Genomic DNA, 13,705 nt, shown 5'->3' with positions numbered 1-13,705 from the left:
ATGGCTCAGCGCCCGTTTCGGATCGCCACTTACAACGTGGAGTGGTTCTTCAAGCTGTTCGACGACGCCGGCACGCTGCTGTGCGACGATGGATGGTCCGGCCGATGGAACGTGACGCGGCAAGCTCAGATCGATGCGCTGACGACGGTGTTTCAGGCCCTGGACGCCGACGCGGTTCTGATCGTGGAAGCACCGGACACCAGCCGGGGCCGCGATGGCTCCATTGCCCTGCGCAATTTCGCCGCCCATGCGGGTATCCGCGCGCGGGAGGTCCTGGTGGGTTTTCCGAACGACACGCAGCAGGAACTGATGCTGCTTTTCGATCCCGATGTGCTCTCGGCCCGCCACGATCCGCGCGATGCCGGCGCGCCGCGTTTCGACGGCGAATTCGCGATCGATCTCGACATCGACGCGCAGGAAGACCTTGTCCGGTTCTCGAAACCCCCGCTGGAGGCCGCGCTGGATACTCCGGTGGGTCCGATCCGGCTGATCGGCACCCATGTGAAATCCAAGGCACCTCACGGTGCGGTGACGGACGCGGACGTGATGCGCATGGCGATTGCCAACCGACGCAAGCAACTGGCGCAATGCATCTGGCTGCGCCGCCGGGTCGAGGCGCATCTGGACGCGGGCGAGGCGCTGATCGTGGCGGGCGATCTCAACGACGGGCCGGGGCTGGATGAATACGAGGCGCTGTTCGGCCGCTCGGGGCTCGAGATCGTACTGGGCAGTGACGGCGCGCCGGAACGGCGGCTGTTCGACCCGCATGCGGCGCAGGCCCTGCAATCGAAACTGTCCGCGGCCCCCACGACGTCGCGCTTTTTCAAGCGGCACGAAAACCGCTACCTGCAGGCGCTGCTGGATTACGTCATGGTCTCTCCAAACCTGCGCGCGCGGGCGCAGCGCTGGCATATCTGGCATCCCTTCGATGATCCCGAATGCTGGAGCCGCGCCGATCTGCGCGAGGCGCTGCTGACGGCGTCGGATCACTTCCCGGTCAGCCTGGACTTGATCTGAGCCCGGTGCAGCCCCCATCTTGAACGTATGAAACATGCATTTGCCATCGGCATCGTGGCTGGCGCGCTCGCGATTGCGACGCCCGCGGCCGCACAGGACGACAGTGACGTAAGCGAAGGCCTGGGCCTGTTGGGCGAAGGCACGCGGTTGATCTTTGAAGGGCTGATGGAAGAGATGCGTCCGATGATCGAAGAGGCGCGGCCCTATTTCGAGGACGAGGTGCTGCCGTTCCTGAACCGCATGGGCGAGTTGATGGACGATGTCACGTCCTACGAGTTGCCCGAGCGGCTGCCCAATGGCGATATCATCATCCGCCGGTCCCCCGACGCGCCGGAGTTCGACCCCACGTTGGATGACAGCGGCGAAGTGGAGCTGTAAGGCTCAAGCGCTGACGCGCTTGTGGGGCGCTGCCCCACACCCCGCCGGTATTTGTGAAAAGATGAAGGGGTGGGTTGAGACCTCCCCCTCGCAGGCGCATATCTGTGCCGATGCTTATTTCCAGAGGATTTCCCATGCGCCTGCCGTTCCCATCTCCCGCCCGTGACGCCGCCACCGACTCTGGAGGCGCACCGTTGGAGGGGTTGCCGGAGTGGAACCTCGATGACCTCTACGAGGGGCAGGACGCGGCCGCGTTGAAGCGCGATCTGGATTGGCTGGAGGAAGCCTGCCGCACCTTCGCCGCCGATTACGAGGGCAAGCTGGCCGAGCTGGACGCGGCGGGTCTGCTGGAATGCACCCTGCGCTACGAGAAGATCGACATGATCGCGGGCCGGATCATGTCCTTCGCGGGGCTGCGCTATTACCAGAAAACGACTGACGGCGAGCGCGCCAAGTTCATGTCCGACATGCAGGACAAGATCACCACCTACACCACGCCGCTGGTCTTCTTCTCGCTGGAATTCAACCGCATCGAGGACGCCCATTACGAGGCGATGATGGCGGAGAACGACGAGTTGGCGCGCTACAAGCCGGTGTTCGACCGGATGCGGGCGATGAAGCCCTACCAGCTGAGCGATGAGTTGGAGAAGTTCCTGCATGATACTTCGGTCGTCGGGGCCTCGGCCTGGAACAAGCTTTTCGACGAGCAGATTGCCGGGCTGACCTTCGAGGTCGACGGCGAGCATCTGGGGATCGAAGCGACGCTGAACCTGCTGACCGACAGCGACCGGGCGCGGCGCGAGGCGGGTGCGCGGGCGCTGGCCGAGAAGTTCGAGGAGACGGCGCCGCTTTTCGCACGGATCCACAACACTCTGGCGAAGGAGAAGGAGATCGGCGACCGCTGGCGCGGGCTGCCCTCGCCCCAGGCCAGCCGGCACCTCGCCAACCACGTGGAACCCGAGGTTGTGGAGGCGCTGCGCAATGCCGTGGTTGCGGCCTATCCGCGCTTGTCGCATCGTTATTACAACCTCAAGGCCAAGTGGCTCGGCCTCGACACGCTGGAGGTCTGGGACCGCAACGCGCCCCTGCCGATGGAAGAAAACCGCATCGTCGGGTGGGAAGAAGCGCGGCGCACCGTCTCGGAAGCCTATGCCGCCTTTGATCCCCGGATGGAGGAGCTGGCGCGGCCGTTTTTCACCGATGGCTGGATCGACGCCGGCGTGAAGGAGGGCAAGGCGCCCGGGGCCTTCGCCCATCCGACCGTCACGGATGTGCATCCCTACGTGATGCTCAACTACCTTGGTAAACCGCGGGACGTGATGACCCTGGCGCATGAATTGGGCCACGGCGTGCACCAGCGGCTTGCTGCCGGCCAGGGCGAGATGCTCTCTTCCACGCCGCTGACGCTGGCCGAGACCGCCTCGGTCTTCGGGGAAATGCTGACCTTCCGCAAGATGCTCGCCGAGGCCAAGGACGATGCAACCCGCAAGGTGATGCTCGCGGGCAAGGTCGAGGACATGATCAACACGGTCGTGCGCCAGATCGCCTTCTACGACTTCGAGTGCAAGCTGCACGAGGCGCGGCGGGGCGGCGAGTTGACGGTGGACGATATCAACGCGCTCTGGATGTCGGTGCAGGGGGAAAGCCTCGGGCCGGTCTTCAACTTCATGGAGGGCTACGAGACCTTCTGGGCCTATATCCCCCACTTCGTCCACTCGCCCTTCTACGTCTACGCCTATGCCTTCGGCGACGGCCTCGTGAACGCGCTCTACGCCGTTTACGCGGAAGGCTCGGAGGGCTTCGAGGAGAAGTATTTCGACATGCTGCGCGCGGGCGGCTCGAAGCACCACAAGGAGCTTCTGGCACCCTTCGGCCTCGACGCCAGTGACCCGGCATTCTGGGACAAGGGCCTCAGCATGATCGAAAGTTTCATCGACGAACTTGAAGCGATGGAGAAATAAGGGGATAATCGCAGCGCTACCGTCTTTGCTTTGCATTTATCCGGGGGTGTCTGAATGTCTGTCGTGCAACGAAACAATGTTCGGACGTTCGGGTCCGGCGATCATGTCCTTGTATTTGCCCATGGGTTCGGCTGTGACCAGTCGATGTGGAAATTCGTGGCGCCGGCTTTCGAGGAGAGCCACCGCGTGGTGCTCTTCGATCTGACCGGTGCCGGGCAGTCCGACCTTTCGGCCTATGATTACGCGTCCTACGGGAAGCTGGAGCGGCACGCCGAGGACATCATCGAGATCTGCGACGCGCTGGAGCTGGAGAAACCGACCCTCGTCGGCCATTCGGTCAGCGCCATTACCTCGGGCCTCGCCGCGGTGGCGGCCCCTGACAAGATCGGTTCGGTGGTGATGGTGGCCCCCTCGCCCTGCTTCCTGAACCAGCCCGAGTATACCGGCGGCTTCGACCGTGCCGATCTGGAGCAGGTGATCGATTTCATGCAGCAGAACTACCTCGGGTGGGCCGAGCAGATGGCGCCGACCATCGCCGGAGACGGGGCGGAAGGGCCCGCAAGCCAGATGCTGACGCAAAGCTTCTGCCGCACCGATCCCGATATCGCCCGTCATTTCGGAGAGGTCACCTTCCTCTCCGACAAACGCGCCGAGATGAGCCAGATCGACGTACCAACACTGATCCTGCAATGCGCCAATGATGCGCTCGCGCCGACGTCGGTGGGTGAGTGGATGGAAAAGACGATCCCCAATGCCACGCTGAACGTCATCGACACCTTCGGCCATTGCCCGCACCTGACGGCACCTGACGCGACCATTCAGGCGATAGACTCCTATCTGAGCCGCGAGCAAGCGAACCGGTGACGGACGAACTGACGCTGGTACCCGGAGCTGCCCGTCGTATTATCAGCCTGGCTCCTTGTGCTGTCGTCCTGACCGATCGTGATGCGCGCGTGCTCTATTGCAACCCGCGTTTCGCGCTCTGGTGTGGGCGGGAGCAGGGCGAGATCGTCGGCAAGCGCCTGTCGGACCTCTTCGATGTGGCGGGCCGCATCTATTGCGATACGCATATGCTGCCGATGCTCTACATCCAGGGCTTCGTGCGCGAGATTCAGTGCAACCTGAAGAATCCCGATGGCCGCACCGTGCCGATCCTGCTGAACGGCAACCTCGAGATGAACACAGTCACCGGTGAGGAAGAGATCATCTTCACCGCCCTCGACACCACCGAGCGCGCGCAATACGAGGCCGAGTTGCGCCGCGCCCGTGACGGGGCGGAGGAACTGGCTGCGATCGTGGAATCCTCGCTGATTTCCGTGCTGCGGCTCGACGCAAACGGCGCCATCAAGCGGTGGAACCCCGCCTCTGTCCGCATGTTCGGCCTTGATGAGGCGACGGCAGCCGGCCAATCCGCGCAAGACCTGCTGGACGTCTCGAACACCTCCGACTGGCTGACCCCGCACCTCAAGGAGGCCTGCGCCTCGAACGAGACGGTTTTCTTCAAGGAGGCGACGCCGGACGGACGGCATCTGCATCTGTCGGTCACCCCGATCCCGGATCAGCGCTCGCTCGACGGGACATGCGATTTCTCCTTGCTGATCCGCGACATCACCAAGCAGGTTCAGGCAGAGCACCAAGTCGACATCATGATGCGCGAGTTGAACCACCGCGTGAAAAACAACCTCGCGGTCGTGGTCGGTATCGCGCGGCAGACCTTCCGCTCTGCCAGCACCAAGGCGGAAACCACGAAATTCATCGACAGGATCAGCGCGCTTTCCGCCGCGCATGATCTTCTGGTGGACAACAATTGGGACAGCACCAGCCTGACCGACGTGGTGAAATTGACAACCGGTCGCTTCGACGGCGAGAGCCGGCTCAGCGTGGAGGGGCCGGATATCTCGCTCCCCGCGCAGTCGGTCGCCATGACGGCCCTCGCGCTCTTCGAGTTGATGACCAACGCGATCAAATACGGGGCGCTGAAGCACAACGGGACCGTGCGCCTGAAATGGTGGATCGAGGGCAGCGAAACGGCGGAGCCGCGCTTCGTGCTGACATGGGACGAACAATCCGACGCGACAATCACGCCACCCACCCGCGAAGGCTTCGGGCGGCAGTTGATCGAGACGTTGATTGCCTCGGAATTGAACGGAGAGACCACCTTGGAATTCGCGCCGGACGGGCTGAAATATCGGCTGGAGGCCCCCTATTGGGACGCCGCCACCCGATTGGAAGCCGCCGACGGCAACGCCGGATAGCGACGCGCACCCCGCGCTTACTTCAGCTGCGAGTCCTTCGATCCGCGACGGTTGAACCCACCACGCGCTTCGGGACGGGTGTCCCTGTCGCTGGCGCAGTCAACGCAGAGCTTCACGCCGGAAATGGCCGCGCGTCTGGCTTCGGGGATCGGCTCCTCGCAGTCAGCGCAATGGGTCCGGCTTTCGCCCTGCGGCGCCGCCTTCGCGCGCATCCGCGCCAGTTCGTCATTGATCGACGCTTCGATCTGCTCACCGACCGCGCCGTCCTTTGCCCATCCTCCGGCCATATCACATCCCCCACGTCAGACTTGCGCCTCCTGCGCATGGCCTTAACGTGGCGACGATTGAGGAGAGGTTCAAGATATGCGGGTTTTTGGTAAATTTCTCGGGCGGTTACTGCTGCTGGTCATCGTGTGCATCGCGGCGTTTCTGGCCTTCGGTCCGGGCTACGTGGAATCCCAACGCAACGCGGTCACGCGGGAGGCTCCCTACGAGGTTTCGCCAGAGGCTCTGGCGCTGCACGGCTCCCTGACCATCGGGGACTGGCACGCCGACAGCTTGCTCTGGAACCGCGATCTGAACCATCGCAGCACCATCGGCCACGTCGATATTCCGCGCCTGCTGGAGGGCAATGTCGCCGTGCAGGTCTTCACGGCGGTAACGAAATCCCCGGCCGGACAGAATTATCACGAGAACACCGCCGAGGCGCGCGACAACATCACGACACTCGCCGTCGCCCAACTCTGGCCGCCGCGCACATGGAATAGCCTTGCGGAGCGTGCGCTCTACCAAGCCGAACGCCTTCACGGTTTCGCCGAGGAGTCCGAGGGGGCGCTGCGCGTCGTGACGACCGCCGAGGATCTGGACGCGGTGCTGGAGGCGCGCTCGCAAGGGGTGCCGGTCGTGGCCGGGCTTCTGGGGATCGAAGGCGCCCACGCCCTTGAGGGCGATATCGCCAATCTCGACCGGCTTGAGGCGGCGGGCTACCGGGTCATCGGCTTGCACCACTTCTTCGACAACGCGCTCGGAGGGTCCCTTCACGGGGTCGGCGACGCGGGCCTCTCGGCCTTCGGAGCAGAGGTCGTGGCGGAAGTGGTCGCGCGCAATATGGTGCTCGACCTCGCCCATTCCTCGCCGCAGGTCGCCCGCGATGTGCTGGCGGCCACCGACATTCCGCTGATCGTCAGCCATACGGGCCTGCGGTCGGCCTGCGACGCGCATCGCAACTTCCCCGACGATCTGATGCGCGACATCGTGGCAAACGGCGCGGATGAGGGCGGCGGGGTGATCGGCATCGGCTATTGGGCCGATGTGACCTGCGACGACAGCCCCGAGGGCGTCGCCCGCGTCATCATGGCGGCGATCGACGCCGTGGGCGTGGACCACGTTTCGCTCGGGTCGGACTACGACGGCTCCGTCGCCGTCGGCTTCGACACCTCGGAGCTCGCGGCATTGACCGACGCGCTGCTGCGGGCTGGTGCCAGCGAAGAGGAAATCCGCGCGGTCATGGGCGAGAACATGCTGCGCGTGCTCCGGGCCCGCTTGAACTGACTCCGCGCGCCGCGCGTCAATCCAGATCGGTCCAAGGCCAGGGCTTCACGTCTGATGCCGCCGACTGATAGCGCGCGGCCTTGGCCATCCAGATGCCCAGATCGGTGCCGAAATCGGCCAGACGCTCGTTCGGCTCGCCCTTGGAGACAGCGATCACGATGAACTGGACCACCGTGATCGCGGTCAACACGGTGTTGGCGAGGCTCAGCATCACCGCGATCAGGACAACGTAGAGCAAGCGCTCGAGGATCGAGTCCTGCTCGGTCTCGGGCTGTTCGCCGCTCAGGCGACCTTCAAGGTTTTCATCGTCGTTTCGGGCCATGGAAGCGTCCTCGTGCAAGGGATGGGCAAGCATAACCGGCCGATTTGCAGGCGACCAGCCCGGGCGCGCTCAGCCTTCCGCCCGGTCAAAGATCGCATCCAGAACGGCCTGGGTCCCGCGCGAGAATTCCAGCGGGCAGGCAAAGCCCTCACCGTCCAGTACATGGGCCGCGACAGCCTCGACCTGCGCCACGTATTGATCAATGCCGGGATAGCGGATCACCTGAACATCCGCGCCCTCGCGCGCGATGATGATCCGGGCCTCGCCATAGACACCGGGGTTGAAAGGCGCGGGCAGGCTCAGCGTGCCCTCGGTGCCGTGAAACATCATGTGCTGATAGCGTGCGGCGCGCATGGAGACGTGGAAATCGAACCGCACCTCGCCCGCGCGGGCGGCGACCCAGGTTTTCGTATCCACCCCTTCCTCGCGCTCCATGTCGAGGTGGAGAGGCTCCGGCTCCAGCCCGGTCGCAAGGCGGAACGCGCCGATGGGGTAGACGCCGATATCGCGCAGCCCCCCGCCGCCCAGAGCCTGCGACAGACGGATATTCGGCGTCTCGCCAAGGGCATAGGTGAAGGTCCCCGTGACGTGGTGCAGCCGCCCGATCGCGCCCTCGGCAATCAACGCGCGGGTGCGCTGCCACTGTGGATGATGGGCGGGCATCCATGCCTCGGCGATCAGGCGGCCGGTGGCTTCCCGCGCCGCGATCAACTGGTCAAGGTCGTCCGTCGTCAGTCCGATCGGCTTCTCGCAGAGCACATGCTTGCCCGCCTCGGCCGCCTTCAGGCTCCACTCGGTGTGGAGCGCGTTGGGCAGCGGAATGTAGACCGCGTCGATCTCCGGATCGGCGAGGATCGCGTCATAGCTGCTCTCGACCCGCAGACCGGGGACAAGGTCCTCGAACGGAACGGCCTTTGACGGGTCGCGCGTGGCGATGGATTTCAGGTGCGTGCGGCGGGCGGCGTGGATCGCGGGGGCGGTGATTTTGCGTGCAAAACCAGAGGCCCCGAGGATACCCCATGTCAGATGCTGTGTCATGGCGCGACGCTACCGCGATGCGCGCCGGGCTTCCAGCGGCATTGAACCATCCGCTTGCGGCGACACATGAAAAAGGCCCACGCGGGCAATCCGCATGGGCCTTGTCGAGAGGGCGGCGCCAAGGCCGCCCCATTGTCTGAACTCAGGCGCTGGTGAGCATCCCCTGCTCACGCGCAAGGTCGCGCATGCGTTTCTGCAACTTCTCGAACGCGCGCACTTCGATCTGGCGAATACGCTCGCGGCTGACGTCATAGACCGACGAAAGATCCTCCAGCGTCACGGCCTTCTCCTGCAAGCGCCGTTGGGTGAGGATGTCTTTCTCGCGGTCATTGAGGACTTCCATCGCCTCTTCCATCAGCGCCATGCGGCTCTGATATTCGTCCCGCTCGGCATAATCGGTTGCCTGATCGGCGTCCTCGTCTTCCAGCCAGTCCTGCCATTGGGCGGACCCCTCGTCGTCCGAGCCGACCGTCGCATTCAACGACGCGTCACCGCCGGACATGCGGCGGTTCATCGAGATCACTTCCTTCTCGGTCACGCCCAGATCGTTTGCGATCCGCTCCACGTTTTCGGGGCGAAGATCACCCTCTTCCAGCGCGCCGATACGGGCCTTGGCCTTGCGCAGGTTGAAGAACAGCTTCTTCTGCGCCGAGGTCGTGCCGAGCTTCACCATCGACCAAGACCGCAGAACGTATTCCTGAATCGCGGCGCGGATCCACCACATCGCGTAGGTCGCAAGACGAAAGCCCTTTTCCGGGTCGAATTTCTTGACCGCCTGCATCAGGCCGACATTGGCCTCCGAGATCACCTCGGCTTGCGGCAAGCCGTAGCCCCGGTAACCCATCGCGATCTTCGCGGCGAGACGCAGGTGCGACGTGACCATCTTGTGGGCCGCGTCCGTATCCTCATCCTCGACCCACCGCTTGGCGAGCATGTATTCTTCTTCCGGCTCCAGCATGGGAAATTTGCGGATTTCCTGAAGATAGCGGTTCAGACCGCCTTCGGGCGTTGGTGCGGGAAGATTTGCATAGTTGGCCATATCTGGTTCCCCTCGTGCTTTGGTCCCGTATTCGCGGGCCGGGCGCATTGGTGCGCAGTCCGGTATGATAGGTATGTAAATACGATTAACTTAATTTCAAGCCATCGGCGTTACGATTTCAGGGCACCGTTATGAACTTCGCGCAAACGAACAGCAACCATAACCCGCGCGCAGTAACGTGCATTTGCGCACATGTTACACGCGGCATCTGCGGCTGGTCTTCCTATAGACCGCGATTGTTACGATCAGGTTAACGCAGCGAGCAAATCGCGAAAGTCCTCGGGCAGCGGCGCCTCGAAGCTCATCGGCTCCTTGGTGACCGGATGCTCGAACCCCAGTGTCTTTGCATGTAACGCCTGACGCGGGAAATTGTTCAACAATTCGGCGCCCGGCACCTTGACGCTGACGCGGCGGCGGCCGCCGTAGGTCTGATCGCCGATCAGCGCGTGCCCGGCGTGCGACATGTGCACCCTGATCTGGTGCGTGCGCCCCGTCTCCAACCGGCACGAGACCAGCGCCACCGGCCCATGCGCTTCCACCACCCGCACCCGCGTGACGGCGTGGCGCCCGCCAGTGAACAAGACGGCCTGACGCTGACGGTCGGTCTTGTGACGGGCCAGCTGCGTGGTGATCTTCACGGTCGAGCCTTCGAAGCTCACGCCTTTCACCCCGCGCAGGCGCGGGTCCGTGCCGTCGGGCACCCCGTGGCAGAGCGCCAGGTACTCGCGTTCCATCGAGTGATCGGCGAATTGCGCCGCCAACCCGTGATGCGCGCGGTCCGATTTCGCCACCACCAGAAGCCCCGAGGTATCCTTGTCGATGCGGTGCACGATGCCCGGCCGCTTCTCGCCGCCCACGCCCGACAGTTTGCCGCCGAAATGGTGCAGCAAGGCGTTGACCAGCGTCCCCGAGGGCGAGCCCGGCGCCGGATGCACCACCATGCCTGCGGGCTTGTTGACGACGATCAGGTCGTCGTCCTCGTAAAGGATGTCGAGCGGGATATCCTCGGCCACCGTCTCGACCTCGGCGGCTTCCTCCACGGTGATCGTCACCTCGTCCCCCTCGGCCACCTTGTGCTTGGGGTCCGTCATGACCGCGCCGTTCACCGTGACCGCGCCGGCAGGGATCAGTTTCGCCAGCCGCGTGCGGCTGATCGCTTCCGCCTCTGGCACGGCGCGGGCCAGTGCCTTATCAAGGCGCGGACCCGGCTCGGGTCCAATGGTAACTGAAACGACACGTGTGAGGCCGGACATGGCGGAAGACTTTCCCGAAGAGGACGGCCCCCTGCCCTCCAACCTGCGCTTCCTGCGCGTGTTGGTGACGGTGCTGACCGCGGTGATGATCCTCGGCGTCATAACCATCGTGGCACTGCTTGTCATCCGGTTGGGCGACAATGGCCAACCGGTTCTTGTCCATCCCGAGGTTTTCGACATTCCGGAGGGGGTGGCGACGGTGGGCTACAGCGTCATCGATGGCTACACGGTGATCGTCGGGGACGATGGCGTGATCCGCGTCTTCGCGAGCGACACCCATACCCTCGTCGACGAACTGATCCTCGCGGACTAGCGGGCCTTGGCGGGCAAGCGGTCGCGCACCAGTTGCGCCCAGAAATCCCGCCCGATCGGCAGCAGCGCGTCGTTGAAATCGTAATCCGATGCGTGGAGCGGCTGGGCCTGCGCGCCTTCGGTGCCGTTGCCGAGCAAGAGGAAGCACCCCGGCACGGCGGCGGCGAAATGGGCGAAATCCTCGGAAAAGCTCATCGGTTCGCGATCGCCCACCGTCTCCAACCCCTGCGCCTGCGCCGCAGCGATGACGGCTTGGGTCGGGGCGGCGGCATTGATCGTTTCGATGAACTCGGTGTCGAACCGGGTCGCGACCGAGACGCCATGGGCCGCACCGATCCCCTCGGCCATCTGCCGCATCAGCCGGTCCACCGCTTCGCGATCCTCGGGCACCCGCGCCCGGACGTCGCCTTTCAGAACTGCCCGGCCCGGCAGGACATTGCGCTGCCCATCCGTCAAGAACTCCGTCACCGACACCACGACACCCGCGCCCGGCGCCAGCTTGCGCGCCACGATGGTCTGCAACGCCTGCGCGATCTCGGCGCCCACCGTAATCGCATCGCGCCCGACATGGGGCATCGAGGCATGGCCGCCCTGACCGTTGATCTCGATCTCGAACAGGCTCTCGCTGGCGCAGATTTGCCCCGCGCGGGTCGAGACCTGACCCACCGGCGCGCCGGGCAGATTGTGGATCGCGTAGACCTCCTCGAACGGAAATTGTTCCAACACCCCCTCGGCCAACATCGCTTGCGCGCCGAGGCCGTGCTCCTCGTTGGGTTGAAACAGGAAGACCACCGTGCCGTCGAACCCGCCTTCCCGCGCCAGCTTCTCGGCCGCCGCCAACAGCATCGTGGTGTGGCCGTCGTGGCCGCAGGCGTGCATGACGCCGGGGTTCTGCGAGACATGGCCATGCGTGCTGGTCTCGTGGATCGGCAGGGCATCCATATCCGCCCGCAGCCCGACGGCGCGGTTGCCAGCACCGCGCCTCAGCACACCGACCACGCCTGCCCCCTCCGTCACGTCCAACCCGAAGCCGCGCAGCATCCGGGCCACAAGCGCCTTCGTCTCATGCTCCGCAAACCCCAGTTCCGGAGCGCGGTGAAGCCTGTGGCGCAAGTCTGTCAGATCGTGATCGTTCAAGGGTAACTCGTCCGTGGGAGCGGTGACGCCAGTCACTCCACAGATCACGGCAACGCGCCGCTCGTCAAACGATGTCATGGAGATTGGATGGTACCAGCGCCCCGGCTCGAACGGGGGACCTCCTGATCCACAATCAGGCGCTCTAACCAACTGAGCTACGCCGGCATCCTATCGGAGGCGGGGATAGCGCCCGTTTGATGCGATTGCAAGAGGGTCAAACGCGAAGATCCAACCTCCATTCCTGTTCGACCAGATCCACCCCGAAAGAGCGCACCGGTCGTGACGAGATCAGGTCGAATCCCCGTGCCGCGTAGAGCGCGCAGGCCGCGCGGTGACTTTCGTGGGTCCACAGCGCCAGTTTCGCGAAACCATGGGCGCGGGCGTGGGCGATGCAATGCTCCAGCAACTGCCGCCCGACCCCTTTGCCGCGCGCCTCCGGCATCAGGTAGAACAGCCGAAGCTTCGCCGTGTCCGGCGCCGGTCCTTTGACGCAGAAGATCGAGCCGAGGCGCCTGTCGCCCTCCCACGCGATCCACGCCCGCTCGACCGGCGCGTCGTGATTATCGATGAAATCTCCGAGGATGCGGGCGACAAGCGCCTCGAACGACGCGTCGAAACCCTCGTCACGGGCATAGGCCGTGCCATGCTGTTCGATCAGCCAGCCGGCGTCTCCGATCGCCAGGTGCCGAAATTCAACTGTCACGACAGGGCTCCCTTGCCACGCCCTTCACCGCTACGGTAGGGCAATGCCAGCAACTTCACGCGGAGGCCCCATGGGGATCAACAGCGAAAACGACATGACCGCCGACCTTCAGATCGGGCCGACCACTCTGGGCATGGTGCGGATCTACCTCGTCGGTGACGGGATCGATCTGCCGATGGATTTCGAACCGGACGAAGCCGACGACATCGCCGAGGAACTGCGCGCGGCGGCAGCAACGGCCCGCAAGACGGCCAAGAAAAAGCGCTGAGCCGCAGCGGCTCCGCGAATCGCACGCCTAGAATACCTGCTCGGGGTCTCGCAGCCGGTGCAGGCGCGCCGCCGCGTGGCGGGCAAACTTCTGCAGGACCGCCTTGCGCCGCGCGCCGGCCAGCTTGGTCTCCGGCCCCATGCGCAGGATCTCGGCGTCGTAGGAATCGGCGATGATCAGCCCGGTGCCCTCGGGCAGAAGCTCTGTCGGGAAGGCCTCGTCCACCGCCCAGAAATAGCGGTCGCCCCATTCGAGGTAGCCCTCCCATTTCGCGTCCGAGGTGAAATCGACGCGCGAGGACTTGCATTCGATCACCCAGAACTCCCCCTTCGGCCCGAGCGCCATGACGTCGAGCCGTTTGCCGCGTTCCGGTGTGAACTCTTCAAGCGTTACGAAATCATGGGCCTTGAGGTGCCGGCAGACACCGCGCGCCAACAGTTGCCCGGGCATGAGGGTGGGAAGTGTCTCGAT

16 protein-coding genes and 1 tRNA gene are annotated in these 13,705 nt (G+C 64.4%); 8 read left to right on the top strand and 9 right to left on the bottom strand.

Annotation, left to right across the window (positions count from 1 at the left end; translation table 11 throughout):
• The 5 genes from KYE46_RS05745 to KYE46_RS05725 all read left to right on the top strand — a co-directional run bounded on the left by KYE46_RS05745 (position 1) and on the right by KYE46_RS05725 (position 5,611).
• Complete coding sequence (locus KYE46_RS05745) at positions 1 to 1,017, top strand: endonuclease/exonuclease/phosphatase family protein (protein ID WP_219004097.1); 1,017 nt, start codon at positions 1 to 3, stop codon at positions 1,015 to 1,017.
• A gap of 27 nt (positions 1,018 to 1,044) precedes the next feature.
• The gene (locus tag KYE46_RS05740; protein ID WP_219004095.1) at positions 1,045 to 1,395 is read left to right on the top strand and encodes an AAA+ family ATPase; all 351 of its coding nucleotides are present in this window, start codon (positions 1,045 to 1,047) and stop codon (positions 1,393 to 1,395) included.
• Between the two features lie 134 nt (positions 1,396 to 1,529).
• Positions 1,530 to 3,356 carry a M3 family oligoendopeptidase gene (locus KYE46_RS05735; protein WP_219004093.1) on the top strand — a complete coding sequence of 609 codons (1,827 nt, stop codon included), beginning with the start codon at positions 1,530 to 1,532 and terminating at the stop codon, positions 3,354 to 3,356.
• 54 nt (positions 3,357 to 3,410) lie between these two features.
• Positions 3,411 to 4,220, top strand: a complete 810-nt coding sequence (locus tag KYE46_RS05730; RefSeq protein WP_219004091.1) for an alpha/beta fold hydrolase — start codon at positions 3,411 to 3,413, stop codon at positions 4,218 to 4,220.
• Complete coding sequence (locus KYE46_RS05725) at positions 4,217 to 5,611, top strand: sensor histidine kinase (RefSeq protein ID WP_219004088.1); 1,395 nt, start codon at positions 4,217 to 4,219, stop codon at positions 5,609 to 5,611. The genes KYE46_RS05730 and KYE46_RS05725 overlap by 4 nt, the downstream gene beginning before the upstream one ends.
• Before the next feature lie 17 nt (positions 5,612 to 5,628).
• Here the strand turns inward: KYE46_RS05725 and KYE46_RS05720 are convergent, their stop codons facing one another.
• Positions 5,629 to 5,898, bottom strand: coding sequence for a DksA/TraR family C4-type zinc finger protein (locus KYE46_RS05720; protein WP_219004087.1), 270 nt, complete (start codon positions 5,896 to 5,898; stop codon positions 5,629 to 5,631).
• A 76-nt stretch (positions 5,899 to 5,974) separates the two neighbouring features.
• Between KYE46_RS05720 and KYE46_RS05715 the strand changes: the two genes are divergently transcribed.
• Positions 5,975 to 7,162 carry a dipeptidase gene (locus tag KYE46_RS05715; protein ID WP_219004086.1) on the top strand — a complete coding sequence of 396 codons (1,188 nt, stop codon included), beginning with the start codon at positions 5,975 to 5,977 and terminating at the stop codon, positions 7,160 to 7,162.
• 16 nt (positions 7,163 to 7,178) lie between these two features.
• On the opposite strand, the gene KYE46_RS05710 is transcribed toward KYE46_RS05715, so the two are convergent.
• From KYE46_RS05710 to KYE46_RS05695, 4 genes are all read right to left on the bottom strand, one after another.
• Positions 7,179 to 7,484: a DUF4389 domain-containing protein gene (locus KYE46_RS05710; protein WP_219004085.1), complete on the bottom strand. Its 306-nt coding sequence runs from the start codon at positions 7,482 to 7,484 to the stop codon at positions 7,179 to 7,181.
• A gap of 69 nt (positions 7,485 to 7,553) precedes the next feature.
• Entirely contained in the window at positions 7,554 to 8,522 is a 969-nt protein-coding gene (locus tag KYE46_RS05705; RefSeq protein WP_219004084.1) for a Gfo/Idh/MocA family protein, read from the bottom strand.
• Positions 8,523 to 8,664: 142 nt separating this feature from the next.
• On the bottom strand, positions 8,665 to 9,561 hold the full coding sequence (gene rpoH / locus KYE46_RS05700; RefSeq protein ID WP_219004083.1) for an RNA polymerase sigma factor RpoH: 897 nt from the start codon (positions 9,559 to 9,561) through the stop codon (positions 8,665 to 8,667).
• 245 nt (positions 9,562 to 9,806) lie between these two features.
• Positions 9,807 to 10,814, bottom strand: a complete 1,008-nt coding sequence (locus tag KYE46_RS05695) for an RluA family pseudouridine synthase (protein ID WP_219004082.1) — start codon at positions 10,812 to 10,814, stop codon at positions 9,807 to 9,809.
• On the opposite strand from KYE46_RS05695, the gene KYE46_RS05690 reads away from it, so the two are divergent.
• Positions 10,813 to 11,127, top strand: coding sequence for a DUF6476 family protein (locus KYE46_RS05690; protein ID WP_219004081.1), 315 nt, complete (start codon positions 10,813 to 10,815; stop codon positions 11,125 to 11,127). The two genes, KYE46_RS05695 and KYE46_RS05690, sit on opposite strands and share 2 nt — an antisense overlap.
• On the opposite strand, the gene KYE46_RS05685 is transcribed toward KYE46_RS05690, so the two are convergent.
• The 3 genes from KYE46_RS05685 to KYE46_RS05675 form a co-directional block, all read right to left on the bottom strand.
• Complete coding sequence (locus KYE46_RS05685) at positions 11,124 to 12,341, bottom strand: amidohydrolase (RefSeq protein WP_219004080.1); 1,218 nt, start codon at positions 12,339 to 12,341, stop codon at positions 11,124 to 11,126. The two genes, KYE46_RS05690 and KYE46_RS05685, sit on opposite strands and share 4 nt — an antisense overlap.
• Before the next feature lie 10 nt (positions 12,342 to 12,351).
• Positions 12,352 to 12,428 (bottom strand) — tRNA-His (locus tag KYE46_RS05680).
• A 49-nt stretch (positions 12,429 to 12,477) separates the two neighbouring features.
• Complete coding sequence (locus KYE46_RS05675; RefSeq protein ID WP_219004079.1) at positions 12,478 to 12,966, bottom strand: GNAT family N-acetyltransferase; 489 nt, start codon at positions 12,964 to 12,966, stop codon at positions 12,478 to 12,480.
• Positions 12,967 to 13,036: 70 nt separating this feature from the next.
• On the opposite strand from KYE46_RS05675, the gene KYE46_RS05670 reads away from it, so the two are divergent.
• Positions 13,037 to 13,234, top strand: a complete 198-nt coding sequence (locus KYE46_RS05670; RefSeq protein WP_219004078.1) for a DUF6324 family protein — start codon at positions 13,037 to 13,039, stop codon at positions 13,232 to 13,234.
• A gap of 27 nt (positions 13,235 to 13,261) precedes the next feature.
• On the opposite strand, the gene KYE46_RS05665 is transcribed toward KYE46_RS05670, so the two are convergent.
• The gene (locus tag KYE46_RS05665) at positions 13,262 to 13,684 is read right to left on the bottom strand and encodes an MmcB family DNA repair protein (protein ID WP_247716926.1); all 423 of its coding nucleotides are present in this window, start codon (positions 13,682 to 13,684) and stop codon (positions 13,262 to 13,264) included.
• Positions 13,685 to 13,705: the final 21 nt, after the last annotated feature.

Origin of the sequence: Gymnodinialimonas ceratoperidinii (assembly GCF_019297855.1) — a bacterium.
Taxonomy (GTDB): Bacteria; Pseudomonadota; Alphaproteobacteria; order Rhodobacterales; family Rhodobacteraceae; genus Gymnodinialimonas; species Gymnodinialimonas ceratoperidinii.
This window is presented reverse-complemented; position numbering and strand designations above follow the sequence as displayed.